General features: G+C 61.2%; 22 protein-coding genes and 1 pseudogene. 9 read left to right on the top strand and 14 right to left on the bottom strand.

Annotated features, from left to right (window positions below; genetic code table 11):
- Positions 1 to 435 precede the first annotated feature (435 nt).
- On the bottom strand, positions 436 to 1,179 hold the full coding sequence (locus VSR82_RS08855; RefSeq protein ID WP_368585518.1) for an SDR family NAD(P)-dependent oxidoreductase: 744 nt from the start codon (positions 1,177 to 1,179) through the stop codon (positions 436 to 438).
- A 382-nt stretch (positions 1,180 to 1,561) separates the two neighbouring features.
- Positions 1,562 to 2,224, bottom strand: coding sequence for a response regulator transcription factor (locus tag VSR82_RS08850; RefSeq protein WP_429455968.1), 663 nt, complete (start codon positions 2,222 to 2,224; stop codon positions 1,562 to 1,564).
- A 296-nt stretch (positions 2,225 to 2,520) separates the two neighbouring features.
- Here VSR82_RS08850 and VSR82_RS08845 point away from each other — a divergent pair, with 296 nt between their 5' ends.
- The 5 genes from VSR82_RS08845 to VSR82_RS08825 all read left to right on the top strand — a co-directional run bounded on the left by VSR82_RS08845 (position 2,521) and on the right by VSR82_RS08825 (position 6,749).
- Positions 2,521 to 2,898, top strand: a complete 378-nt coding sequence (locus tag VSR82_RS08845) for a response regulator (RefSeq protein ID WP_429455969.1) — start codon at positions 2,521 to 2,523, stop codon at positions 2,896 to 2,898.
- Positions 2,899 to 3,241: 343 nt separating this feature from the next.
- On the top strand, positions 3,242 to 3,814 hold the full coding sequence (locus VSR82_RS08840) for a YbhB/YbcL family Raf kinase inhibitor-like protein (RefSeq protein ID WP_176368732.1): 573 nt from the start codon (positions 3,242 to 3,244) through the stop codon (positions 3,812 to 3,814).
- A gap of 207 nt (positions 3,815 to 4,021) precedes the next feature.
- Entirely contained in the window at positions 4,022 to 5,020 is a 999-nt protein-coding gene (locus tag VSR82_RS08835; protein ID WP_429457727.1) for a bestrophin family protein, read from the top strand.
- Between the two features lie 255 nt (positions 5,021 to 5,275).
- The gene (locus VSR82_RS08830) at positions 5,276 to 6,112 is read left to right on the top strand and encodes an alpha/beta fold hydrolase (protein ID WP_368585514.1); all 837 of its coding nucleotides are present in this window, start codon (positions 5,276 to 5,278) and stop codon (positions 6,110 to 6,112) included.
- Between the two features lie 178 nt (positions 6,113 to 6,290).
- On the top strand, positions 6,291 to 6,749 hold the full coding sequence (locus VSR82_RS08825; protein ID WP_368585536.1) for an MEKHLA domain-containing protein: 459 nt from the start codon (positions 6,291 to 6,293) through the stop codon (positions 6,747 to 6,749).
- 134 nt (positions 6,750 to 6,883) lie between these two features.
- Here the strand turns inward: VSR82_RS08825 and VSR82_RS08820 are convergent, their stop codons facing one another.
- Complete coding sequence (locus VSR82_RS08820; RefSeq protein WP_498857649.1) at positions 6,884 to 7,639, bottom strand: SDR family oxidoreductase; 756 nt, start codon at positions 7,637 to 7,639, stop codon at positions 6,884 to 6,886.
- Between the two features lie 363 nt (positions 7,640 to 8,002).
- On the opposite strand from VSR82_RS08820, the gene VSR82_RS08815 reads away from it, so the two are divergent.
- A complete protein-coding gene (locus tag VSR82_RS08815) occupies positions 8,003 to 8,935 on the top strand; it encodes an MBL fold metallo-hydrolase (RefSeq protein WP_498857633.1) in 933 nt (310 codons plus the stop codon).
- Between the two features lie 125 nt (positions 8,936 to 9,060).
- On the opposite strand, the pseudogene VSR82_RS08810 reads toward VSR82_RS08815, so the two are convergent.
- Positions 9,061 to 9,660: pseudogene (locus VSR82_RS08810) on the bottom strand (sensor histidine kinase); the annotation flags it as partial.
- Between the two features lie 148 nt (positions 9,661 to 9,808).
- Between VSR82_RS08810 and VSR82_RS08805 the strand changes: the two are divergent.
- A complete protein-coding gene (locus VSR82_RS08805) occupies positions 9,809 to 10,501 on the top strand; it encodes a cytochrome b/b6 domain-containing protein (protein ID WP_429455972.1) in 693 nt (230 codons plus the stop codon).
- Positions 10,502 to 10,545: 44 nt separating this feature from the next.
- Here VSR82_RS08805 and VSR82_RS08800 read toward each other — a convergent pair whose 3' ends face one another.
- Positions 10,546 to 11,007, bottom strand: coding sequence for a CHRD domain-containing protein (locus VSR82_RS08800; protein ID WP_368585510.1), 462 nt, complete (start codon positions 11,005 to 11,007; stop codon positions 10,546 to 10,548).
- 337 nt (positions 11,008 to 11,344) lie between these two features.
- Between VSR82_RS08800 and VSR82_RS08795 the strand changes: the two genes are divergently transcribed.
- Entirely contained in the window at positions 11,345 to 12,553 is a 1,209-nt protein-coding gene (locus VSR82_RS08795; RefSeq protein ID WP_498857632.1) for a GGDEF domain-containing protein, read from the top strand.
- A 118-nt stretch (positions 12,554 to 12,671) separates the two neighbouring features.
- Here the strand turns inward: VSR82_RS08795 and ilvD are convergent, their stop codons facing one another.
- The 9 genes from ilvD to VSR82_RS08750 form a co-directional block, all read right to left on the bottom strand.
- Positions 12,672 to 14,534: a dihydroxy-acid dehydratase gene (gene ilvD / locus VSR82_RS08790; protein WP_368585508.1), complete on the bottom strand. Its 1,863-nt coding sequence runs from the start codon at positions 14,532 to 14,534 to the stop codon at positions 12,672 to 12,674.
- A 274-nt stretch (positions 14,535 to 14,808) separates the two neighbouring features.
- On the bottom strand, positions 14,809 to 15,954 hold the full coding sequence (locus VSR82_RS08785; RefSeq protein WP_429455974.1) for a branched-chain amino acid ABC transporter substrate-binding protein: 1,146 nt from the start codon (positions 15,952 to 15,954) through the stop codon (positions 14,809 to 14,811).
- A 355-nt stretch (positions 15,955 to 16,309) separates the two neighbouring features.
- Complete coding sequence (locus VSR82_RS08780; RefSeq protein ID WP_368585506.1) at positions 16,310 to 16,741, bottom strand: NUDIX hydrolase; 432 nt, start codon at positions 16,739 to 16,741, stop codon at positions 16,310 to 16,312.
- Positions 16,742 to 16,765: 24 nt separating this feature from the next.
- Positions 16,766 to 17,410 (bottom strand): LysE family translocator, encoded by a 645-nt coding sequence (locus tag VSR82_RS08775; RefSeq protein ID WP_429455976.1) that lies wholly within the window; start codon positions 17,408 to 17,410, stop codon positions 16,766 to 16,768.
- A 78-nt stretch (positions 17,411 to 17,488) separates the two neighbouring features.
- Positions 17,489 to 18,457 carry an amino acid ABC transporter permease gene (locus tag VSR82_RS08770; protein ID WP_429455977.1) on the bottom strand — a complete coding sequence of 323 codons (969 nt, stop codon included), beginning with the start codon at positions 18,455 to 18,457 and terminating at the stop codon, positions 17,489 to 17,491.
- 76 nt (positions 18,458 to 18,533) lie between these two features.
- Positions 18,534 to 19,904, bottom strand: a complete 1,371-nt coding sequence (locus VSR82_RS08765; protein ID WP_429455978.1) for an NAD(P)/FAD-dependent oxidoreductase — start codon at positions 19,902 to 19,904, stop codon at positions 18,534 to 18,536.
- 18 nt (positions 19,905 to 19,922) lie between these two features.
- Complete coding sequence (locus VSR82_RS08760) at positions 19,923 to 20,765, bottom strand: transporter substrate-binding domain-containing protein (protein WP_368585502.1); 843 nt, start codon at positions 20,763 to 20,765, stop codon at positions 19,923 to 19,925.
- 247 nt (positions 20,766 to 21,012) lie between these two features.
- Positions 21,013 to 21,993 carry a substrate-binding domain-containing protein gene (locus VSR82_RS08755; RefSeq protein ID WP_429455979.1) on the bottom strand — a complete coding sequence of 327 codons (981 nt, stop codon included), beginning with the start codon at positions 21,991 to 21,993 and terminating at the stop codon, positions 21,013 to 21,015.
- Positions 21,990 to 23,369 (bottom strand): leucine-rich repeat-containing protein kinase family protein, encoded by a 1,380-nt coding sequence (locus tag VSR82_RS08750; protein WP_429455980.1) that lies wholly within the window; start codon positions 23,367 to 23,369, stop codon positions 21,990 to 21,992. Before VSR82_RS08750 ends, VSR82_RS08755 begins: the two co-directional genes overlap by 4 nt.
- A 299-nt stretch (positions 23,370 to 23,668) precedes the next feature.
- Here VSR82_RS08750 and VSR82_RS08745 point away from each other — a divergent pair, with 299 nt between their 5' ends.
- Entirely contained in the window at positions 23,669 to 24,292 is a 624-nt protein-coding gene (locus tag VSR82_RS08745) for a methylated-DNA--[protein]-cysteine S-methyltransferase (protein ID WP_429455981.1), read from the top strand.
- Positions 24,293 to 24,331: the final 39 nt, after the last annotated feature.

Here is a 24,331-nt window from a genome sequence, read left to right as displayed (position 1 = left end):
TAGGAGCGTGGCCTAACGAGTGGAGGGCAAGGCATGGGCAAGCGTCGGAGTATCGACCACAGGCTCGACGGCCCGCATCTCGCGCTCGCCACCCGTTTCAAGCGCCCGGGAAAGGCCGCGGGTCAGCCTGCGGGTCTATCGTTACCCACTCGTTCGCCGGTCTGAAACCGCAGTTGATGTCGAGCTCCCGCTTCGAAGCCGTTTGCGCATGGATGGCCATGCAAACGCGCACCTTGTCGTGTGCGAGACGAAGGCGGATGGAATGGTGCGTCAGGATAAGACAAATCGATTCTCGGCGCGCTTGAACAAGGCTTGAACAGCCGACCGAGAGACAGCAACGCAACATCGCGTTCAGTTCGAATGCGATGTTGGGTCCCAAATGTATTTCAGCGGAATAGCCGTCTGAGTGCAGACGCGCGGCCGAAGATAAATGTCCTAGGCCAACGTATAGCCATTATCGACTATCAAGTCTTGACCATATATCCCGCGAGACGCCGGCGACAGCAAAAACATGATTGTGTCGGCTACCGCATCGGCCTCGAGGAAGCGGCCAGGAAGCAAACGCCGATTGACACGTTCGGCAATCGCGGAAAGCTGATCATCTGGCAAGCCCAACGAGGACCAGATTGCTGTAGCGGTTGGTCCCGGCGAGACCAGATTGATTCTGACGCCATGTGGTGCCAGTTCCACTGCGAGCGTCCGCGCATGCGCCTTGACCGCCGCCTTTGATGCTATATACGCGCCCAGCCCCGGAAATGTTGTCTGTGACAGAAACGTCCCGATGAACACAACCGACGCAGGTTTCGCCAACTGTTCTCGCACCACTGAAAGCGTGTTCAGCGCACCCGCTCCGTTCACTGCCCATTGACGCTCGAACGCCGCGGCTTCAAGACCGTCGTCCAATATAGCGATGCCTGCATTCGGCACCAGAAAGTCGATCGGACCCAGCCGCTGGGCCTCCGCAGAAAGCAACTCGAGATCGTCACTTCGTGTGACGTCCCCTTTGATCCATACGAGCCTCTCGTCGAATGTCGACTGCAATGCCGCCAAACCCCCTTTCGTTCGACTCATCGCCAGCACGCGCGCCCCATTGTTTAATAAGCGACGGGTAGTCGCAAGCCCAATTCCGGAACTCGCTCCCGTGACCACAGCGAGACGACCTTCAAAATCCTTAAGCATCGTTCTTTCCTTCCTGGCGGCTGTTTTTCTGTAGGACAAATTGGTCCTTCAGAAAAATCATGGCAATAAGAGTGAAGCACTAAATCAAAATTCAACGCATGATGATCAAGGTCACAATTTCCAATCGGATATGGATTATTCTACTTCCTCGACAAGTTCGGCTAGTTAGATACCCATATCGAAGATGAGGCAAAATCCAGAGCGGCAGAGATGAAATACTAAAGCGATCAGGATGATCTGTTTCATGAAAAACCGGATCAACTGTTTGTCCGCGATGTCACAAATACGCGGAGATCGGTTCACTACAATTACGCACGCGAAACCTGTTCGGTCCGGCGGGAGGACATAGCGCCGCGCTGTCAGGCTCCGCGAAGGTGCGCTATCACCATTCCTGTTTCGTCGAGACACAATCCTTGATGAGGTCCGTCTTTCTGATCAGATCGGGAAGCGATAGCGCTTCAAGCTTCTTCATCGCAGCGCCGCGGTACATCTTGATGGTTATTTCGCTCAAGTTCATTTCAGCAGCGATCTGCTTGTTCAAAAACCCCTTCACAACGAACCAGATCACTTCACGCTCCCGCGCGGTAAGCGTGTTATAACGCGCCAGCAGCGCAACCCTTGTCAGAGATTTTTCCAATTGCTCGGCATGACGACCGATCGCCGATGAAACAGCGTCGATAACACGTTGCTCCCGGACAGGTTTGGTCAGGAAATCAACGGCGCCGGCTTTCATGGCCTCCACCGACATTTCAATATCCGCATGGGCAGTCATGACGATAATTGGCATGTCGACCTGATGCCTTCTCGCGCTCAACTGGAACGTCAAACCACTCTCCCCCTGCAGGCGAACGTCCAGTAGCAGGCAGCTCGGAACACCTGGTTTTTCGGCCGAAATGAAATCGCGCGTCCCCTCAAAGGTTCGCACCGAATATCCGCACGAACGCAGTAAGCTCGAGAGCGACGAGCGAAGCGACGCGTCGTCGTCGATTACATAGACAATTGCACCGTCGGTGTTAGCCACGGCTGGAAAGGTATTTTTCTCCATTCGCGTTCCTTTCCTGTACTGATGTGCACAACGCATCGGTTGCGCACCAAGATTTAAACTGCCTCCCGAAGTGTAATTTAAATGTAGGATTCTGGCGAGGCGGTGCCGGCATCGCCGGCACCGCCCGCTGCAGTGCGTAGCTCACTCGCCTCCCGCATTCCACCCACGACCCGCACTAACCTCTCGATATACCCGCGTATGCTTTCAACGGGGCTCTACGTTGAGTATCCTTCGTTTGCGCACACACGACACGGCGGCCAAACCGTCGCAGCCGGCGCGGACTGGGAGAAGGATAATTGCGCTCGCCACAGGTAATCTGGGTCGTTGATGACGATCCCTCGTTTCGATCTGGACTCTCAAGCCTGCTCAGATCGCTCGATTACGTTGTCTTGACCTTCGAGTCTGGAGCGGACCTGATCGCACGTACCGGAGAAACGCAGCCCGATTGCATCATTTCGGACGTACAGATGCCCGGCATGTCGGGCTTCGAATTGACTCTGCGTCTGATCGAAACCGGACGGTCCATACCAACAGTATTTGTCTCCGCCTATCCGAAGCCTGAACTGCAGCAGGAAGCGCTAGCCACGGGCGCCTGTGCGTTTCTGACCAAGCCTTTGAGTGCCAAAGACCTGACAGCTGCCATCGAGGCGGTGACGAGCACGCGTTCCAGTTAGCGTTATGAACGTCAGATAAGCGCGCATCCTTCCTTCAAGCCGCGCACAGTTTGTGTGATCGCGCGAAGTAACCAGCCGCAGTCCTGCATTGGATCTGGATCGATTCGAACAACCGAGAATCGCCCATCGTCCCGTTGAACGCCAGCCCCCCCCTCGCGCCCTCGTTGACCAGGCATCCGCACTGAGCGGGCGCCCTCTGGAATTGCATCACGCTCACGGGACAGGTGCTTGTTGCGCACGAGGCAACACAGTGGTTTCCGTGGCCCGGCTTCCACCGCGCACCGGCGCGCGATACCGTCTGACAGCGAAGTCACTGCACTTTCTTCAATCACAGGAGGCTGACATGGGACTCTTTGTCCTGCCACGAAAAGCTGTCTGCGTATGCGCGCTACTCGCAACGCTGCCCGCGGTCGCCGCCGCTGAACCGTTTTCCCTCAAAGTTGCCGACCTCGATCATGGCCGCTTCAGGAATGAACAGGTGTACAGCGGATTCGGTTGCCACGGCGAGAACGTGTCGCCCGGTGTGTCCTGGTCGCACCTACCGGCCGAAGCCCGCAGCGTCGTCGTGACCATCCACGATCCCGATGCGCCGACGGGAGGTCTGGGCTGGACTCACTGGGCGGTTGCCAACATACCGCCCTCGCAGACGTCGCTTCAGAAAGGCGCCTCCGGCAACGGACAACTGCTGCCGGCTGGCGCCATTGAAACGCTGACTGACTTCGGCATATCAAAGTACGGCGGGCCCTGTCCGCCGCAAGGCAAGCCGCATCGCTATGTGGTCACTGCGTACGCACTTGACGTGCCACATATCGACGTCAGTGCTGCGTCGAGTCCGGCGCTCGTTGCGTTTCAGATGCACGGCAAGATCGTCGCACAGGCGCGCTTCGTCGCAACGTACCAGAGTGCGCCGAATTGAACTGCGTCCCGCGCGGATTCACGTTAGCGACAAGCCGAGGTAGCCCCACGGAGCGTCAGATGATGGATGCACAGGTCATGCTCTGCGTGCCTGGTTGCATCTTTCACGTGCGAGTCGAAAGGCCTTATCCCGCCTGAGCCCTCAAGCGACTGTCCACGCATGAGTCAATCGCAGGCGAACGTCACCGCGTCACCAGGTAGCCGCGCCATGCACCTCGGCAAATCTTATAAGTTATCGGAGTTCCTGTTCTGGACGAGAAGGCAAATCTATGCCCTCATCATCTGGGGCACGTTGCCCGTCATTCTCTTCAAGTTTTGCGGCATGGCGTGGCTGTCAGTGCCGCTCACGATCGTCGTTCTGCTTGGCACCGCCACGTCGTTCATTGTCGGCTTCAAGAACGTTCAGACCTATAACAGGGCGATGGATGCCCAAACGATCTGGACAGGCATCGTGAGCGCGAGCCGGCGCTGGGGCCAGCTTGCCCGCGATTTTCTGGACGACGACAGCACCAGCCGGCAGTTGATCGACCGTCATCTCGCCTGGCTCACTGCATTGCGTTACTCGCTGCGCCGCCCGCGCGTGTGGGAAAGCATGAGCAAGCGATTCAATACCGAATACCGTCGGCACTACAGGGTGCCCGAATGGGAAAGGAGTCTCGAAGAAGCGCTGCGCAAATATTTGACTGTGCTGGAGACCGAGCAGACGCTCGATTCCCCGAGCGCCGCGACAAGCCTGCTGAGCGCCCAAGGCGCATGTCTGCAGAAGCTTCACGCGGCGGGAAAACTGCATCCGTCGTACTATCTGGAACTTCAACGCGCGTTGGGCGATTTCATTGATTTGCAAGCAAAGGCAGAACAGTTGAAGGAATTTCCGTATCCCCGTCAATACGCAACCGTGTGCGCGCTATTCGTCCGCTTCTTTTGCCTGCTTTTTCCGTTTGGCCTACTGCGAGAATTCGACAGGCTCAACGACAGCGTGAGCGGCTTTATGCACGGAAACATGATATGGCTCGTCGTGCCGTTCAGCGTGGCCGTGTCGTGGATGTACACCTCGCTCGAACAGGTGGGCGACAGCACTGAAAACCCGTTTGAAGGAAGCGCGAATGACGTGCCGATTTCGACGCTGTGCGCGCACATCGAGCGCGATGTTCGATCGATGCTAGGCGAGCGAACGGAGGATCTCGAACAGCAGACGATTGCCCTGTAGCCCGAGGACCGTGAGGCGGGCGGGACGGCTCACCGTGTTGCATGTCCGGCAACATTAAGCATGGTTCGCATACCCTTGCGACTGCTACGATGTTTCCGACGGTACGTCTTTGTTCCGTCCCAATGCCTGTCTTCACATCGCTTTGCTTCGTCCGCTTTTTGCGAGCGTTCGTGCCGAAGCGGTGACTTCTGTTGCGCGGGCGCCGGATCACGATGATCCGTCTCCTAGCGCGGATAACGTCAAAGGAGCATGACCATGCCGTACGTCAGGACTATGGACAATGTCGATATCTTCTACAAAGACTGGGGCCCAAAGGACGCCCAGCCTATCGTCTTCCATCACGGTTGGCCGCTATCTTCCGACGACTGGGATACGCAGATGCTGTTCTTCGTGCAGAAAGGCTACCGCGTCATCGCGCATGATCGGCGCGGCCATGGTCGTTCGTCGCAGGTCTCGGGCGGTCATGACATGGACCATTACGCTGCCGATGCCTTTGCCGTCGTTGAAGCACTCGATCTGCATAACGCGGTGCATATCGGCCATTCGACGGGCGGCGGCGAGGCAACCCGGTATGTAGCGAAACACGGGCAGCCGGCGGGACGAGTAGCCAAAGCCGTCCTGGTCAGTGCCGTGCCTCCGCTCATGCTCAAGACTGACGCAAATCCAGAAGGTCTACCAGTCGAAGTCTTCGACGGTTTCCGGAAAGCGCTTGCAGACAATCGAGCCCAGTTCTTCCTCGACGTCGCGGCCGGTCCTTTCTACGGCTTCAACCGTCCCGGCGCGACCGTGTACCAAGGTGTGGTCCAAAACTGGTGGCGGCAGGCAATGATGGGTAGTGCGGAAGCGCACTATGAGGGCATCAAAGCCTTCTCGGAAACTGACCAGACGGAAGATCTCAAGGCGATTACCGTCCCGACGCTCGTACTGCATGGAGACGACGACCAGATCGTACCGATCGCCGCTGCGGCGCTGAAGTCGATCAAGCTGTTGAAGAACGGGACACTGAAGACGTACCCGGCTTTTCCGCACGGCATGTTGACGGTGAACGCAGAGGTCCTCAACGCGGATCTGCTCGCCTTCGTGCGCAGTTAACGTTTAACATAGGCCCGCTTCGGCGGGCTTTTTGGTGCGGCAATGGTTTCGACCGGCCGCTCAACACCGCTGTCCCCGTCAGGTCTCTGTTGGTCGACCTGGATGCACCAATCATGGACAATCTGGATCAGGATTCCGCGACCCAGTGTCCCCAATGTTCTTCGTCGATATAAATCCGATGATTCCACTTCACCGTGATCCGTCTTTTTACCAACTCCTTTCCGATAGTTACGCCCGGCTAGTCGGCCACAGTCTGGTTCCTCACGTCATGCCCGTTGCTGAAGCGACCGAATGGCTCTATGAACATGCCTCATTCGCGGTACTCGCGCACAATACCGATCCCGACCCGGTCTTTATTTACGGCAACAAGGCCGCACAGCGCCGCTTTGGATATAGCTGGGATGAAATCACCAGGCTGCCGTCGCGGCTTTCCGCCGAGGCCCCGAATCGTGAGGAACGGCAGCAATTCCTCGAACGCGTGCAGCGGCTCGGCTACGAGACGAACTACCGGGGCGTGCGTGTTACCAAGTCTGGCGAGCGCTTCATGATCGAGCAAGCCACACTGTGGCAGCTACTCGACGCGAACGGCACACTGCACGGCCAGGCGGTGATCATTCCACACACGCGCGACATCTGATCGTGCGTATGGGCACTCCGGTATGAACAGAAAAAAAGCCCGCCTTACCAGACGGGCAAACAGGGGGAGCGCTAATCGACGAGTGGAATAGCTCGACGCTAAGACCTCTGATAACGCGCCTTCATGGGTCGCGTTTACTTCGCCGCCTGGGCCTGCCGGAACCACGCGTCGAAATCGACAGAGCCCAGCCGCGCATGCGGACCTGGCACAAGCGTGTCGTCCTGCAGTTGCGCGCCGAAGTAACGCGCGTCGGCATCTTCGAAGACCGTACGGTTATCATGCGTCGCCTGTAGATAGCGTCGCACCATTGCCGCAAGTCGAACGCGTTCCGGCCCGGCGATTTCCACGATGCCGTTGCGCGGCTCGCCAACCGCGAAGTCCGTCACGGCCACGGCCACGTCGTCGGACGAGATTGGCTGGAAGAAAGCGGGCGAGAGCCGGACGCTGTCGCCCTCGGTGCCCGATTGCGCAATGCCACCGAGGAACTCGAAGAACTGTGTGGAATGCACGATCGTGTATGGCACGCCCGAATCGCGAATGAGTTTTTCCTGCGCGATCTTGGCGCGGAAATAGCCGCTTTGCGAAAGCCTGCCGGTGCCGACGACAGAAAGCGCGACGTGATGCCGGACGCCGGCCTCGATTTCCGCCGCGAACAGGTTGCGGCCCGACGTTTCGAAGAAGGCCAAAACGGCGTTGTCCTCGAACGAAGGTGAATTGGCAAGATCGACGACGACGTCGGCCCCCTCGAGCGCCACCCGCAGTCCTTCGTTCGTGAACGTATTCACGCCCGTTGCTGGAGAAGCCGCGACGGCGGTATGGCCGCGCTCACGCAGGTTCTTCACCACCTTGCTGCCGATAAGTCCCGTACCGCCAATGACGATGAACTTCATGTAGTTTCTCCATGCGATGTTGCCTCTACAGATTGCCGCCGCGTATGGCGCCATATTCGGCGTGCGCGGCGACGGCGGTCCATCCACGAGCGATCGTACGTACGTGCTGCTTCCTGCGGTAGATCGTTGCCGGCATCCACAGTGTTGCGCGCGGAACATCAATCAACATGGGCTTCGATTGTTGCCATTCGGACAACACGATAAACGCATTTGCGACACTACTTACGTTCGCCAGCCTAACTAAAATCGCTCTGACGATCAGTCGAAACGCGAGCACAACGAAGCGCGCGAAACTCGTGGTCGTGCTCGTGAACCGCGTCGCCCAGTGCGGCTTACCCCACTTAATCAACAGGACTATTGAAGATGAGCGCAACTACCCGCAATGTGCAGCCGGTTATCGCCAACCTTGGCAAAGAAGATTCAGGCGAACTCGTATCTTCGCGCTACGCCGTGCGCGTGGGTGACATCGACGTCGTGCTGATCAGCGACGGCATTCTGCCGCTGCCCACCTCCACCATGTCCACTAACGTGAGCGAAGCGGACCGCAACGAATGGTTCGATGGCCGTTTCCTGCAACGTGACATGTTCGACTGGGCGCTGAATATCGCGCTCGTGCGCAGCGGCGAACGCCTGATCCTGATCGACTCGGGCGTGGGCGACGGCTTCGAATACTTTTCGCGCGCCGGTCGCTCGGTGATGCGCCTGGAAACGGCTGGCATCGACCTGGCTGCGATTACCGATATCGTGATTACGCATATGCACATGGATCACGTCGGCGGGCTCAACGTTGCTGGCGTCAAGGCCAAGCTGCGCCCCGACGTGCGCATTCACGTGTCGGCCACGGAAGTGGAGTTCTGGAAAAAGCCGGACTTCAGCAAGACGGTGATGCCGGAATCGGTTCCTCCGGCGCTTCGCAAGGCTGCTGCAAAGTTCGTGGAACTCTACGGCGAAAACATCGTGCGGTTCGATCGAACCGTCGAAATCGCAGCGGGCGTGTCGGCACGCGTGACGGGCGGGCACACGCCGGGGCACTGCGTCGTCGACGTCGCATCAAAGGGCGAGAAGCTGACGTTCGTAGGCGACGCAATTTTCGAGGTCGGCTTCGATAATCCTGCTTGGCAAAATGGCTTCGAGCACGATCCTGAAAAGGCTGTGGACGTGCGAATCGCGCTATTCAACGAAGCCGCTGAAACCGGCTCTCTGCTGGCAGCAGCGCATGTCGCATTCCCGTCCATCGGTCACGTTGCGAAGCACGGCGAAAGCTTCCGTTTCGTACCGGTGCAGTGGGACTACTGATTGACGCCTCGACTATCAACCATCGTCGTATAGACCGACGATTGTCGGAAGACCGCCACGAGTTCACGAGACTCGTAGCGGTTTTTTTGTTAACGACCACTGCCATTGCTTATTGCGTGTAAGTCTTTTTCTCGCGCGATCATGTTGGCCATGCGTCGGTGATAGTCGTTGAAAGCCTCGACCAGTCCTGCAATTTCGGCTTCGTCATACCTGCCCGGATCGATCAGCGCCGCGTTTTCGTGCCGAAGCGCATTGACCTGGCGGGCAAGGCCGGCAACCTGGCGTACCAGCAGTCCCGAGACGCCGAATGAAAGCCAGATGGTCAGCAGCGCAAAAAGCCCCGTACCGGCCATCAGCACGTTGATCATCTGCTTGAAGTGTTTCTCGTAACGGCTGAAGTCATAGACACGGTAGAGCCGTGCCCCTTCCAACCCGGCAATGGCGACGTGAATTTCCTGGTCGCCGACGATGATCTCGTGCGTTCCGGCAGGCATCCCGGCGACGCTCGACGGCAGCGTCAGCTGTGATTGGTCCGCCGCCGACACGTAGCCGTTCAGGCGCGGCTCGAACGGCGGCAGCAGCTTCGGATTCGCGCGATAGCTTCGCAGCACGCTGACCATGTCATCGTGGATCAGCGCGGCAATCAGCCGTTCTTCCTGCGCTTCGGCAAGCACCCTGACGCCCAGCGCCTGGGCGATTTTCGCCAAGGCGCAGAAGCCCGAAATGCTATTACGCCGCTAGTGCAGTTTATCGAAGTTCAGTTCGAGCGCATTCGGCGCAGTACGTCAGGCATCAGTGAGAGGTATGCTTAATCGCCCGCTACCGCCAGTCCACGCACCGCCAAACCGCCGATCGCGCACGTAGGCCCAATACATGGATGCACACAAACCCGTCACGCGGCCGACACAGCCAGTGCCCCGCCCGGTGCTGGTCTGGGACGCGCCGGTGCGACTCTTTCACTGGCTGGTGGTCGCGCTGGTCGCTGCGGCCTATATCACCCTGAAGCTGAACTGGATCGACTGGCACGTGCGCGTCGGCGAGACGCTGCTCGCCCTGGTGATTTTCCGGCTGCTATGGGGCTGCTTTGGCAGCGAAACCGCGCGCTTTCGCAGTTTCGTGGCATCGCCCGCGGCCGCGCTTCGTCATTTGCGCCGGCTGTTTCATCGCGAACCGGATGTGCAGGTCGGCCACAATGCAGCCGGCGGCTGGATGGTTCTATTTCTGCTCGCCTTGCTGCTGACCGAGACGCTGAGCGGGCTCTACGTCAACAACGACATCGCCGACGAAGGCCCGTTGAGCGAACTGGTACCCGCGTGGCTCGCCAACGCAATCTCGGCGCTGCATGGGCTGCTCTGGTACGTGCTGCTCGCGGCCATGGCGCTGCACGTTCTCGTGATCGCCGTCTACGCAGTCGCGAAGGGACACAACCTGCTGCGTCCGATGCTGACCGGCTACAAACTGCTGCCCTCGTCCGTGGACGCGCCGCGCCAAGCGCCAGCGCTGCTGGCGCTGCTGCCGCTCGGCGTCGGCGTTGCCGTGGTGATGCTGCTTGCGGCTTATCTGTGAGCAAGCCGCACACCCGAACTCGGGGCGCTGCTGCCGTGCCTGCTTCAGCCGCCCTTCGGCGGCGTCACCTGGCCACGAATCTCGCCGTTCGGATTGTTCTTCGTGTGGACGTTGATGTACATCTCACCCGCTTCGAACATCTTCGCTTCGTCCGGAGATAGCGTGGCCTGACCGGTCATCGGGCTCGTCACCTCAGTGGAGCCTTTCTGCGAGATCCAGACCTTTACGCCGGCGTTTTTACCGGCCGGAGCGGGTCCGTGGAAATGCGCCATCGTGGTCGGACTCGTCAATCCGCTGAAGGTGATGTTCCAGGTGACGACCCGAGTGCTGGAGTCGTACGTGAGCTTGGCGTTGCCGCTGCCCGGCGTCTGCACCGGGGGCACCTGTTGAGCGCCCGTCAAAGGCACCTCGAACGAGACGGGCGCCGCTTGCGCCAAAGTCAGCGTACCCGCTAAGGCCAAACCACCGAACACCATGAAAGCGCGCCGCGTGATGGATCGTGACATCTGGTTTTCTCCTGTTGGGTTTGCCCTTGGTGAACGGGCGATTATTGAAGACTGCAGAAGAGCTCGTCGACGTCGTAGACAGCCGAACAAGTGAGTCAAGCATAGACGCAAGCCGGCCGTTACGCGAAGTTCGCATAAGGCCGAACTCCGGTCCGGGCATGACGACCGCCCCGTTGCGTCGAGGTCCGAGAAGTGTGGACAGCGTTTCGAAAGGAAAACGTCGGGCGAAAATCGTTGAAAATCGATCCGAAGCGAAAAATTCTTCCGGTACGATATGCGCTTTGCGCGAAGGCAGCGGATGTAACCGGTGCGACCTCATATTGCGCCAGGCGCCTTCATGGATCACACCCATTGTTACGCTGCCATGTCCATCCCGAACGCGCTGATCGGCATTGCGATTTTGTCCTGCCTGATGAGCGTCGCCGTTCTAGGCTCGCTGTTTCACACTCAGGTTCCAGGAATACGTCGTTGGTGCGTGGCGAGTGGTCTGCTGGCCGTCACGGCCACGCTCCTCCTGTTCCGTAGGTCGGATCTCGTCGTACTGGGCGCGAGCGTATTGCTGCTCGTCGCGTCGCTCCTCGCGATTCACGGCTTCCGGCAATTCTTTCATCGGCCGCCATCGGTGATCTGGGAGTACGGCGCGCTGTGCGCGATCCTGGCGGGACTCGTTTATTGGACCTACGTGCGGCCTGACGTCAGTGCCCGGGGCGCGATGATCTCGGGTTTTCTCGCGTACATCCGATTTGTGATCGCCTGGGTCGTGCAGCGGTACCGGCCTGCGGGCAGACCGAAATACGGCTACCACTTCGTGGCTGTTGCCGCGGTGTTGGGGGCGGTCGTCCACGCAGTACGCTGTGTCGTCTATGGGTCGGGGCTAGCGCATGAATCGGTGTTTCTGGAGGAAACGCCGCTAAACGTCGCGTTTCTCGGCATGGCCATCCTGACTTTGCCATGCCTGTCGGTCGGCATGGTGATGCTGGCTCATGACCGGCTGGCGGAGCGGATGGAACGCCTCGCCACTATCGACGATCTGACTGGCGCGCTCGGACGGCGCGCTTTCATCGCGCGCGCGGAGGCGCTGTTCGAGCTGGCAAAGGTGGCGAAGTCGAAGCTGTCCATCGCGATCCTGGACATCGATAACTTCAAAGGCATCAACGACAGATACGGGCATGCGGCCGGCGACCAGGCCCTTGCGCATGTTGCGTTGACGATATCGCGCGATCTACGGCAAAGCGACGTCCTTGGCCGCATCGGCGGTGAAGAGTTTGCGCTGCTGATGCCACTGACCGGCAAAGAGCAAGCGGCCCGTCTCACGAACCGGTTGCGCGCACTCGTCGCGGCGTCTGTTGCGCGTGCTCCGACCGGCGACGCCGCTTGCACACTCAGCGCTGGCGTCGACGAATTCGGCGATGGCGATACCGTTGCGTCGGTAATGGCGAGAGCCGACAGGGCGCTCTATGCCGCGAAAGCCAACGGCAGAAACTGCGTGATGGTGGCGGGGTCTTCGCAGCCTGCCGATGACCTCGTTGCCAGTTTTCCGGCTTAAGGAAGGCGCCGCGCGGGGCACTGCGACTGCAAAAAAACCGGCATGCAGTCTCCCGCATACCGGTCCTTGTTCGGCCCGCCGCGTCACCGCGAACCGGGCCGCCGCGATGATCCGCGCTTTACTTGCGCTTCAATTGCGAAATATCGCGCACCGCGCCGCGATCGGCCGAGGTCGCGAGCGCCGCATACGCCTGCAAGGCCTGCGACACCACACGCTCGCGATTGGCCGGCTGCCATGCATCGGCGCCGCGCGCTTCCATCGCCGCACGACGGCGTGCGAGCTCTTCATTCGACACCGCCAGATGCATCTTGCGCTGCGGAATGTCGATCTCGATCACGTCGCCGTCTTCGACCAGACCGATCGTGCCGCCTTCCGCCGCTTCCGGCGACGCATGGCCGATCACGAGACCCGACGAGCCGCCCGAAAAACGGCCATCGGTAAACAGCGCACAGCTCTTGCCGAGACCCTTCGACTTCAGATACGAAGTGGGGTACAGCATTTCCTGCATGCCCGGACCGCCCTTCGGACCTTCGTAGCGAATCACCACGACGTCGCCCGGCACGACCTTGTCGCCGAGAATCGCATCGACCGCATCGTCCTGGCTTTCGAACACGCGCGCGCGGCCCGAGAACAGCCACTGCGATTCGTCGACACCCGCGGTCTTCACGATACAGCCCTTCTCCGCGAGGTTGCCGTACAGCACCGCGAGGCCGCCGTCCTTCGAATACGCGTGTTCCTTGCTGCGGATGCAGCCGCTCTTGCGGTCCGTGTCGAGCGTCGCGTAGGTCGCTTCCTGGCTGAACGCGACGGTGGTCGGAATGCCGCCGGGCGCCGCGCGGAAGAACTTCTGCGCTTCCTCGCCCGCGCCGCCGGCGATGTCCCACTTCGCGATCGCGTTGCCGAGCGTGCCGCTATGCACATTGCCGCACGACAGATCGAGCAGGTCCGCGCGCGCGAGCTCGCCGAGAATACCGATGATGCCGCCCGCGCGATGCACGTCCTCGATGTGGTACTTGTCGGTCATGGGCGCGGCCTTGCACAGGCACGGCACCTTGCGCGAGATGCGATCGATGTCCGACATCGTGAAATCGACGCCCGCTTCCTGTGCGGCGGCCAGCAGGTGCAGCACGGTGTTGGTCGAGCCGCCCATCGCGACGTCGAGCGTCATCGCGTTCTCGAAAGCCTGCTTGGTGGCGATGCTGCGCGGCAGGACCGAGGCATCTTCTTCCTGATAGTAGCGGCGGCACAGATCGACGACGAGGCTGCCCGCCTGCTCGAACAGGCCCTTGCGCCATGCGTGCGTCGCGACGACCGTACCGTTGCCCGGCAGCGCGAGGCCGATCGCCTCGGTCAGGCAGTTCATCGAATTCGCGGTGAACATGCCCGAGCACGAACCGCAGGTCGGGCACGCGCTGCGCTCGACTTCGGCGACTTCGGCGTCGCTGATCTTCGGATCCGCGGCCTTGATCATCGCGTCGATCAGATCGATCTTCGCGATCACCTGGCCGTCGGTCGGCGACTTGACCTTGCCCGCTTCCATCGGGCCGCCCGACACGAACACGACCGGAATGTTCAGGCGCATCGCGGCCATCAGCATACCCGGGGTGATCTTGTCGCAGTTCGAGATGCAGACCATCGCATCCGCGCAGTGCGCGTTGACCATGTACTCGACCGAGTCCGCGATCAGTTCGCGCGACGGCAGCGAATACAGCATGCCGCCGTGACCCATCGCGATGCCGTCGTCGACGGCGATCGTGTTGAATTCCTTCGCCACGCCGCCGGCCGCTTCGATCTGCTTCGCGACCAGCGCGCCCAGATCGCGCAGATGCACGTGGCCCGGCACGAACTGCGTGAACGAGTTCACGACCGCGATGATCGGCTTGCCGAAATCGTCGTCCTTCATGCCGGTCGCGCGCCACAGCGCGCGGGCGCCGGCCATGTTGCGGCCATGAGTCGAAGTGCGTGAGCGATAGTTGGGCATCTGTATCCTCAGGTATTGCTGTTATCGGTTTTGATGAGCGCCCGCGCGGGCGTGGGGATCGCAGCGCGGAGTCGGCGCTGGAGACGAATAGTGCAAGAACGCCAGTAAGACGTCCAATATATTTTTTCTGCTCAATTAGGTCGTAAAACATATTAATCGGTGTAACGGTCGTGTAACCGATTTGCGCCGCCCGGCTTCAGTCAACGCAAAGGGCCGATGAAGCGATGCTTCATCGGCCCTTCGTGCTTTCAACGCTTTTAATGCGTCCGCGCTCTTACATCTTCACGACGTCGAGCAGCGTCTTCTTGCCGTCCTTGTAGTCGTACAGCGAGATCACGCCGTGCTGAAGGTCGCCCTTCGCGTCGAACGTCGTTTGACCGGTCACGCCCTTGTAGTCGGTGCCCGAGACCTTGGCCAGCACCTTCGCCGGGTCGGTCGAGTTCGCGCGCTTCATTGCGTCGACGACGATATACACCGCGTCGTACGTGAACGGTGCGTCGAATTCGATCGGATGACCGAAGCGCTTCGTGTACTTCGCCGCGAATTGCGCGCCGCCGTTCATGCGCTCGACGGCCATGCCGGCCTGCGAGCACACCACGTTGCCGGCCGCCGGACCGGCGAGGTCCGCGAGGCTTTCGGTGCACACGCCGTCGCCCGACAGCATCTTCGCGCGCAGGCCCAGCTGACGCGCCTGCTTCGCGAACGGACCGCCGGTCGCATCCATGCCGCCGTACATGATCGCGTCGGGATTCTCGCCCTTGATCTTGGTCAGGATCGCGCGGAAGTCGACGGCCTTGTCGTTGGTCGCGTCGTGCGAGACGACCTTCAGGCCGAGCGACTTCGCGGTCTTTTCGAATTCGTTCGCGAGGCCCTGGCCATAGGCGGTCGAATCGTCGACCACGGCCACGGTCTTCACGTTCAGGGTCTTCGCGGCGTAGGCGGCGAGTGCCGGACCTTGCTGAGCGTCGGTCGCGACGACGCGGTAGGTCGTCTTGAAGCCCTGCTGCGTGTACGCTGGGTTCGTCGACGACGGCGAAATTTGCACGATGCCCGCGTCGCTATAGATCTTCGATGCCGGAATCGACGCGCCCGAGTTCAGGTGGCCGACCACCGCGACGACCTTGTCGTCGACGAGTTTCTGCGCGACCTGGGTCGCCTGGCGCGGGTCGCCTGCGTCGTCCTGCGCGTCGAGCACGAGCGTGACCTTCTGAGCGTCGATCGTCAGGCCCTTCGCGTTGATTTCCTCGATCGCGAGGCGCGCGCCGTTTTCATTGTCTTTGCCGAGGTGGGCGGAGCCGCCCGTCAACGGACCGACGTGACCGATCTTGACGACCTGATCCGCATTTGCCGTACCGGCAATGCCCGCGAATGCGACGACTGCTGCGCTGAGCGGCAGCAGTTTGTGAAGCTTGAACGACATACGATACATCTCCTCTTTACTTACCTTGCCAACCGGATGGCTGGGGATTCCTGATACTGATCAAACATTGCCATTCATCGATTCAGGATGAGTTGAGATACGGCCAAGCCGGCAATTAGCCAGCTCCGCCATTTTTTTGGTGCAGCACGATAACGCAAAACTGGCGCAAGCGACAAATTCCGGCGCAATGGGGATTGGCGCGGCGTCAATGAGCGGTCGTTCCGTCGCTCTATTGAAGCGGGAGATTGCGCGTTTGATTCGCGGAGGGAATCGTCATTAAAAGTGACGAAATAAGCAGTAACTCAGCCAATAAAACTGGATCTCGTGCTTATTCTTCGGAAACGGAATGGCGCAATCAAGGCTTGAAATCGGCCAGCATTACCCCCTCGCGGATATGCGCGAGAGCGGCCGCCACATAGTCGACGATCGGCGCCGGCGGCTGGTCCGGCTTCGCCCACACGAAGCCCGAGCACTTGTGCGGCTCCATGTTCGCCGGTTCGCCTTGCCATGAACGGCACGCGAAAAAGAAGCTGATGCGGTTCGTGTCCGAGTCGCGCCGCATCACGAGCTTGAATTCGAGATCGCCGGGCGCAATCGTCACGCCCGCTTCTTCTTTCGATTCGCGAATCGCACACTCTTCGATCGATTCGCCTGGTTCGAGATGGCCGGCAATCAGCGCGTACTGGCCGTCCCTGAAACCGGTATTCGCGCGCTGCATGAAAAGGCACTCGCCCTGCCCATTCAGAAACAGCACGTTCACATCGACGACGCTTTGCATTCGGCTCATTTTCTTGCAGTTCATCGTGATGGACTACGCGCGTTGCGCGGTCAATAGCTTGATGCCGAGCGCGACGAAAACGAGCCCGCTGCCGCGCTTGATCGCCGCGATCCAACGGCTGGCCCCAACGCGCTTATGGATACCGCGCACGCCGAGCGAATAAATGGTGTGCACGAGCGCGACCGTGACCGCGATTGTCAGATACATCACGATGAACTGCTCCGGCAGGCCGCGCTCGTGGTCGATGAATTGCGGCATGAACGCCGAAAGAAAGATCATCGTCTTCGGATTGCTGCCCGACACGAGCAAGGCTTCGCGGAATACTTTGTTGCGCTCGAATGTATAAGCGGGCGATGCGACGCCCGTGGGCTGCGTGGCCTGCGTTGCCTGCCTGTCGCCGCCGCGCAGTTGCCTGATGCCGAGATACATCAGATAACCCGCGCCGAGCAGTTTCATCGCGACGAAGAGCGGCGGCAGCGTGGTCAATACCGCGCCGACACCGAGCGCGACCAGCGCGACGACGACTCCTTGTGCGAGCAGATTACCGGCAACGCTCGCCGCCGCGCCGCGGCTTCCATAGCGAACCGAGTTGCGGATCACCAGCAGAACGTTCGGTCCCGGCGAAATGGTGGTGAGCAGATAGGCAGCGGCGAAAAGCAACCAGGTATGGAATGACATGGCAGGTCCGGGAGTTCGTTGTGATTGGATTCCAACAGACCAGACATGATGACACGGAAAAAAACGCCGCGACCGGCGTCATCGCGCGGACCTCCTGAAGCGGCGTTCGATCCGCGACTGGATCACTTCGAGCACCATCGACACGAGCCAGTAGATCACCGACGCGCTGATCAGCATCTCCATGTGACGGAATTCGCGCTGCCCCTCGGTGGTCGCGACATAGGTCAGTTCCCACACGCCGACGACGGACACCAGCGAACTATCCTTCAGCATCGCGATGAACTGGTTGCCGGTCGGCGGAATGATCACGCGCAGCGCCTGCGGCAGAATCACGAGCCGCATCATCATGCCGTGGCTGAGACCGAGCGCGCGTGCCGCATCCCACTGCCCTTTCGGAATGCTTTGAATGCCGGCGCGAAAGATCTCCGTCATATAGGCCCCATAGCACAACGACAACGCGGCCACGCCAGCGGGAATCGGATCGACGACATAGCCGAGCTGCGGCAGGCCGAGATACAGAATAAAGATCTGCATCAGCAGCGGCAGGCCACGAAACAGCGACGTGTAGAACGTCGCGATGCCAATCGCGATCCCGTTCGATGAAAGCTTCGCCAGTGCGCCAATTAGCGCGAGCACGAACGCGAGCGCGATCGAGATCGCCGAGATATAGAGCGTGGTGGTCGCGCCTTGCAGCACCAGATAGCCGATCTTGCGCTCGATGAAGTCTATGCTCAGATTGAACGTCGAGAAGAACAGCACGACCAGCAACGCGAGTTCACACCACGCGACGGTAATCTGCCAGCGCAGCGAAAGCCTCAGCAACAGATAGCAATTGGCGACCAGCACGGCAATCGCGACCGCGCCGCCGAGCAGCTTCTGCAGTAAGGCCGCGTCGATGCCGAGCGCGGGCACGCCGTGGTCGATGCCGGCCATCCAGTCCGGCGCGTGCTGCACCGCGAAGTATCCGCCGATCAGCAACACCGCGAGCAGGAAGAGAATCGTGCCCGGCTTGCGTTTCTCGACGCCGTCAGCATCTTCTGCAAACATGTGTTCCTCCGTAGATCCGCCGAGCGCGCGACGAACGACGGGCGGTCGTGTTCGAGCCCGTCGTGTTCGAGCCCGCTTACGCCGCGCGTTCGCGCATGAAATCCATCAGCTGGTAGTACCAGTACGTCAATTGAACGGCCGCCGTGCCGGCCGGCCCGCCGTTCCATTCGAGACCGAACGGCGCGAACAGACGATAGCGGTCGGTTTCGTTCGCGATGCCCTGCGCGATCAGCCTGCCGCCGAGCGCCGTCGTATTCATGCCGTGGCCGCCGAACCCCATGCAGTACCAGACGCCCGTATTCAGCCGGCCGATCAGCGGCATCAGATGCCTTGCATACGACATGCGTCCGGACCACGCGAGCGCGACCTTCAGCTCGGATAGCTGCGGATAGGTATCGACCATGCGCCGGCGCAACAGCTCGGCGAGCCGGTCCGGCTCGGACTTGCGCGTCGTGATCATGCCGCCCCACAGAATGCGCTCGCCGCCGTCGACGAGGCGGTAATAGTCGCTCGCACGGCGGCTGTCGCCGACCGACGCGCGCGTGCGAATGGCGGTTGCGATCAGATCCGGGGCCGGCTCGGTGACGAGCATGTAGGTCGAGATCGGCAGATAGCTGCGCGCGAGTTGCGGCACCACGTTGCCCGTATAGCCGCCGCAGGTGAACACCACGTCGCGCGCCGTTACCGTGCCGCGCGCGGTCTTCAGCCGCTTGATCGCCGACGAGCAATCGAGCGACAACACTTCGGAGTCTTCGAACACCTGGCCGCCCAGCCGCTCGACTTCCGCGACCAGCGCTCGCGCATAGTTCAACGGATGAAAATGGAAGCCGCGTTCGTTATAAAGCGCATGGCGGTACTTGTCCGATACGAGCCACTCGCGAATCTCGTCGTGCGTCTTGAACGTGACGTCGTACTGAAACTCGTTGGCGAGCCACGCCTGCTGCGCCTGCATCTCGGCGGTGTTCTCGTGACGCGACACGCGCAGCACGCCATGCACGGGCTGCGCTTCGTCGATGCCGAGTCGGCGGATATTGTCGGCGACGATATCGACGCCCTCGATCGACATCCGGTAGATCGATTTCGCGTCGTCGACGCCGACGCGTTGCGCGATCCGCTCGAAGCTCGTCGAATAGCCGGGACTCACCACGCCGCCATTGCGGCCCGACGCGCCCCACGACACCCGCTGCGCTTCGAGAAGAATTACCGAGCGGCCGCGGCGCAGCAATTCGAGCGCGGTCGTGATGCCGGCCATGCCGGCGCCGACCACGCATACATCGGCTTGCAGCGAACCGCTCAGCGCCGCGCGCGGCTCGACCGTGCGCAGCGTGCGGGTGTAATAGGTATCGAGGTAGGAAGCCATCTCGTGATGGAGTGCCGCCTTGTTGTTGGTGGCGATTGATGGCTGCGCGGCGGGCGCGGCAGCAGGCGCGGCGGCGGCATCGACCACCGCGTCTCGGGTTCGTGCTTATTGCTTCGTATAGTCGTTGCCGAACCACTTCATGCTGAGCTTGGTCAACGTGCCGTCCTGCTTCATTTGCGCGACGATGTCGCCGACCTTCTTGTCCCACTCGGCGTCGCCCTTGTCGGCGACGATCGCGAGCGGCTCACGGAACGCAAAGTCGCCAGGGATGATCTTCACCGGATAGCCGTTCTTGATTGCGTTGAGCGCGGTCTGCACCGGCGTCACGATTGCGTCGACGCGCTTGCCGTCGCCGAGGCGCAGATCGTCGTAAGGCAGCATCGAGTCCGCGTAGGTCTTGATTTCCTTCGGCGGCTGCGTCATGTACTGGAACGGCGGCACGTCCGGGCCGGCGATATTCAGGCGGTTGCGCACGTAGTCTTCCGACGTGGTGCCCGCCTCGACGCCGATCACCTTGCCGTTCAGATCGGCACGGGTCCTCGCCTTCGAATCCTTGTTCACGACGAACACATACGGGCTGTAGTAATAGATCGCGGGGAAGTCGAGCAATTCGGCGCGCGGCTTGGTCGGCGTGACGGAGAGCACGGACAGATCCCAGCGGCCGTGCCAGTGACCGCCGGTCATCAGGCTGAACTGCGGCGTATCGAATGTGACTTTGACGCCGAGCCGGCGCGCGATTTCCTTGGCGACGTCGATATCGAAACCGTCGAATTCGTGCTTGTCGTTCAGGAACGCTTGCGGCGGCCACTTGCCGCTCGTCGCGACCATCATCGTGCCGTTCTTCATCACGCGATCGAGCGTGGCGCCCGCATGAGCGCTGAAGGCGGTCAACGCGATGCCGGCGCCGAGCGTGAAACCGAGCAGGCGGTTCAGGATGGACTTAGCCATGGTGCGTGTCTCCGTTGTTTGTTTTGCGTCGCTCTTGCGTTCTTGTTCGCGTACCGGGCGCTTGCGGACTTCATCGCGACTGGTCCACGTTGGCGCGATCTTAAGTCGCCACAGAAACCCGAGCTATTGACAATTCGGCACCACCTGATTCCGAAAGCGCATCAAGTCGCGGCGCGGACCGGGCACGTGACCTGCTACCCGTATTCGACGCGCGGCGGCGGCAGGCGGCGCAATCGCGCGCCCCGCCTCAACGTTTCGAGGCCGTCACCAGTTGCAGCGGCGTCTCGATCACCCTCGACAGCTCGCGCTGCTTGCGCCGCTCGGTCACCGCCTTCAACGCGAAGTCGATGCCGAATACGGTCTGGCGGTCGGCGAACTGGTTCATCGTCGCGAGCACGCGGCCGTCGGCGAGCAGCGGCTTGATCGCATCGATCGCGTCGTAGCCGGTGACGTAGACGCCGCCGCCGCGGCCCGCGTCGCGAATCGCGTCGACCGCGCCCATCGCCATGTTGTCGTTGCCGCATAACAGCGCGCGAAGCTGCGGATGCTCGACCAGCATCTTCGCGGCCACGTCGCGGCCCTTGCCGTACTCCCAGTTACCCGACTCGACCGCGACGACCTGCACCTTCGCCGCATCCATCGCGTCGCGGCTGCCGGCCGTGCGCTGCTGCGCATTGCTGCTCACCGAAATGCCTTCGATGATGCCGACCTGATCGCCGGGCTTCAGCCGCGTGGCCAGATACTGGCCGACCTGCTTCGCGCCGCTGCGATTGTTCGGCCCGACGAACGGCACCGAGATGCCGGCGGCCGCTTGCGCTGCGTCGTCGAGCGGGTTGTCGATCGTGATCGTGATGATGCCGGCCTTGATCGCGCGTGCGATCACCGGGATCAGCGCCTTAGAGTCGGTCGGCGCGATCACGATCGCGTTCATCTTCGCCCTGATCATCTCGTCGACCATGCGGATCTGTGCGGCGGTGTCGGTCTGTTTGGCCGTGCCGCGAATCGTCAGGCTGAATTGCGACGAGAAGTGCTGCTGGTAATTGCGCGCGGCGTCGACCATCGCGACCGTAAACGGGTCCGACATGGATTTGAGCACGAGCGCGATCTTCGGCTTCGTGCCGGACGGTACCTGGGCATGGGCATCGTTCGCGAATCGCGCGATGCCGGTGAGACCGGTTGCGGCCAGCGCGCCCGCGAGCAGCACGCGGCGGCGCATGTTCTGCGTCATGGCTTGACTCCTTCGCGGAGGTGCTGGCTGCAGATGGACTGGTTGCGGATGTGCCGATCGAACGACGCGACGCTGGCGACGATTTCGTCGAACAGCGGGCGGCTGTCGATGTCTTCGCTCAGACAACGCGTCTTCAACGCGGCCAGTTGCCCGGCGATGTCCGCTTGCGCGTCGCAACGCTCCAGCAGTTCTTCGAGCAGACAGCCGTACGCCCTGACTTCGAGCCGCTGCAACGCGATAGCGAGCTCGCGATCGCCGGCATCGAAAAACGACGCCGCGCCGAAATCGCCGAGCAGCGCGCGCCCCGCGCCGTCGTGCAGGATATTGTGCGCGTACAGATCGCCATGCATTACGCCACGCCGATGCAGATGACTAGCGACCTTCGCGATGCCGCTCGCGATACCGAGCACCGTCTCGAGGTCGAAGCACGCGTCGTCGCGATAGATATCGCGCGTGCACGACGCGAGGCTCGGCGGACCGGCCAGACTGGCGAAGCGTGGATCGATCAATCCCATCACGAGGCCATGCGTATCCGACGGATGCCCGATCACCTTGCCGAGCACGGGAATCAGGTTCGCATGTTCGCCGCCGCGAATGCAAGCAGCCATTTCGCAGTCGGGCAAACCGTCGCTCGTCACCGCGCCCTTGAACAGCTTGACGGCGACCGCACGCGGCGCCGGTTCGTGGTCCGCATGCAGCGCCGCACGATAGATGACGCCCGATGCGCCCTCGCCCAACGGCCGCTCGAGCCGCAATGCATCCCAGCGAATGCCGCTGATCGGTGTGTCGATGAACGCCGCCTGTTCGAGCGCCGCGTTGAACGGATTGCCCGCATACGCGAGCCACGCAAGCCGCGGCAGACGCAGCAACCAGCGCGGCAATGCGTCGAAACGATTCGCGGCGAGCCGCAGCAGTTCGAGCCGCGTGCATGCGGCCAGTTCCTCAGGCAGCGCGCGCAGCCGGTTGCCGGCGAGCATCAGCTTTTGCAGTTGCGTGCAGCGGCCGAGTTCCGCGGGCAAGCTTTCGATGTCGTTACCGGTCAGAATCAGCCAACGCAACAGCGGCGGCAGCGCGCTCGCCGGCACCTCGCGGATGCGATTCGACTTGAAGCCGATCATGCTCAGTTGCGCGCATTCGCCGAGCACACCTGGCAGCTCGGTGAACGGGTTGTTGGACGCGAACAGGATGCGCAGTTTGCGCAGGCGCGGCAGATCGTCGGGCAGCGTCGTCAGTGCATTGTTCGACAGGTCGAGCACTTCGAGCGTATCGGCAAGATCGAAAATCTCGCGCGGAAATTCGCTGAGACCGCACGCGAGTTTGAGTTCGCGCGTACCCGCCAGTTGCCCGGCCCGCAGTTGTTCTAAAGTCGTGGTCACAGTCGTGGGAAAGAAGATCGGGTAGCGCGCGCAGCGCGTCGTACCGAAGCTGTCGATTTTACTGAGTCAAAGGCCATCTGGGGTTCTCTGCGGTACAGTGACGTGATCGCCGCGATGCTCATGATCGTCGCGGCCGTGTCGAATGCGAATGAGACAGCAATATCTGGAGGGCGTTCAGGCGACGCCAGCGGGACACTCCCGAGTATCGGCGCAGCCTTCATACAGCTTTCCGCGTCCGGTCGTTCAAGCACGTCCGTCTCGCGAGCCTTGCGCCTCCATCCTGTCAGGAGCCTGAGAAAGTGACGTACGCATACAAGTTGATCGATTCGCCGGTCGGTCAGTTGAAGCTCGTGGCGAAAGGCGAATGCCTTGCCGCGATTCTATGGGAACACGACAAGCCGAACCGCGTGCGACTCGGCGAAATGAGCGAAGCGAACGAGCTCGCGGTGCTCGTCGAAACGGAGCGGCAACTGCGCGAGTACTTCGCGGGTACGCGCCAGGCCTTCGATCTGCCGCTCGATTTTCAGGGCACCGAGTTCCAGAAGCAGGTCTGGCGCGCGCTGCTGACCATCCCGTTCGGCCAGACGCGCAGCTACTCGGAGATCGCCCAGCAGATCGGCAAGCTCAATGCAGTGCGCGCGGTGGGCGCGGCAAATGGCCGGAATCCGATTTCGATCGTTGCGCCGTGTCACCGCGTGATTGGCGCGTCGGGCGAGCTGACGGGATTCGCCGGCGGCCTCGCCAACAAGATGCTGCTGCTTTCGCTGGAGGCGGGGCAGACCTCGCTCGAGGCAGCGGCCGATGACGCGCCACGACCCGCGCCGGAGGGAAAAGCGGCGCGACCGGTCAAGGACGATGCACCCGCGAAACCGGCGCATCACCCGCCGAGCCGAGGAACGCAGGGGTCGCTGTTCGGCAGCTGAAGCAGCGCAGACCCAGCACAACGCGCCACCCCTCGGCCG

It is taken from the genome of Burkholderia sp. JPY481 (assembly GCF_038900515.1).
In the GTDB taxonomy this organism is placed as follows: Bacteria; Pseudomonadota; Gammaproteobacteria; order Burkholderiales; family Burkholderiaceae; genus Paraburkholderia; species Paraburkholderia youngii.
This window is presented reverse-complemented; position numbering and strand designations above follow the sequence as displayed.

What these genes read in the sequence shown, in the direction of transcription:
- VSR82_RS08830 (WP_368585514.1), top strand. Translation starts at nt 5,276, where the DNA reads ATGCCGTACGTCAGGACTATGGACAATGTCGATATCTTCTACAAAGAC.
- VSR82_RS08770 (WP_429455977.1), bottom strand. Translation starts at nt 18,457, where the DNA reads ATGTTTGCAGAAGATGCTGACGGCGTCGAGAAACGCAAGCCGGGCACG.
- VSR82_RS08780 (WP_368585506.1), bottom strand. Translation starts at nt 16,741, where the DNA reads ATGAGCCGAATGCAAAGCGTCGTCGATGTGAACGTGCTGTTTCTGAAT.
- VSR82_RS08825 (WP_368585536.1), top strand. Translation starts at nt 6,291, where the DNA reads ATGATTCCACTTCACCGTGATCCGTCTTTTTACCAACTCCTTTCCGAT.
- VSR82_RS08840 (WP_176368732.1), top strand. Translation starts at nt 3,242, where the DNA reads ATGGGACTCTTTGTCCTGCCACGAAAAGCTGTCTGCGTATGCGCGCTA.
- VSR82_RS08755 (WP_429455979.1), bottom strand. Translation starts at nt 21,993, where the DNA reads ATGACGCAGAACATGCGCCGCCGCGTGCTGCTCGCGGGCGCGCTGGCC.
- VSR82_RS08795 (WP_498857632.1), top strand. Translation starts at nt 11,345, where the DNA reads ATGGATCACACCCATTGTTACGCTGCCATGTCCATCCCGAACGCGCTG.
- ilvD (WP_368585508.1), bottom strand. Translation starts at nt 14,534, where the DNA reads ATGCCCAACTATCGCTCACGCACTTCGACTCATGGCCGCAACATGGCC.
- VSR82_RS08785 (WP_429455974.1), bottom strand. Translation starts at nt 15,954, where the DNA reads ATGTCGTTCAAGCTTCACAAACTGCTGCCGCTCAGCGCAGCAGTCGTC.
- VSR82_RS08835 (WP_429457727.1), top strand. Translation starts at nt 4,022, where the DNA reads ATGCACCTCGGCAAATCTTATAAGTTATCGGAGTTCCTGTTCTGGACG.
- VSR82_RS08815 (WP_498857633.1), top strand. Translation starts at nt 8,003, where the DNA reads ATGAGCGCAACTACCCGCAATGTGCAGCCGGTTATCGCCAACCTTGGC.
- VSR82_RS08775 (WP_429455976.1), bottom strand. Translation starts at nt 17,410, where the DNA reads ATGTCATTCCATACCTGGTTGCTTTTCGCCGCTGCCTATCTGCTCACC.
- VSR82_RS08820 (WP_498857649.1), bottom strand. Translation starts at nt 7,639, where the DNA reads ATGAAGTTCATCGTCATTGGCGGTACGGGACTTATCGGCAGCAAGGTG.
- VSR82_RS08850 (WP_429455968.1), bottom strand. Translation starts at nt 2,224, where the DNA reads ATGGAGAAAAATACCTTTCCAGCCGTGGCTAACACCGACGGTGCAATT.
- VSR82_RS08760 (WP_368585502.1), bottom strand. Translation starts at nt 20,765, where the DNA reads ATGGCTAAGTCCATCCTGAACCGCCTGCTCGGTTTCACGCTCGGCGCC.
- VSR82_RS08805 (WP_429455972.1), top strand. Translation starts at nt 9,809, where the DNA reads ATGGATGCACACAAACCCGTCACGCGGCCGACACAGCCAGTGCCCCGC.
- VSR82_RS08800 (WP_368585510.1), bottom strand. Translation starts at nt 11,007, where the DNA reads ATGTCACGATCCATCACGCGGCGCGCTTTCATGGTGTTCGGTGGTTTG.
- VSR82_RS08855 (WP_368585518.1), bottom strand. Translation starts at nt 1,179, where the DNA reads ATGCTTAAGGATTTTGAAGGTCGTCTCGCTGTGGTCACGGGAGCGAGT.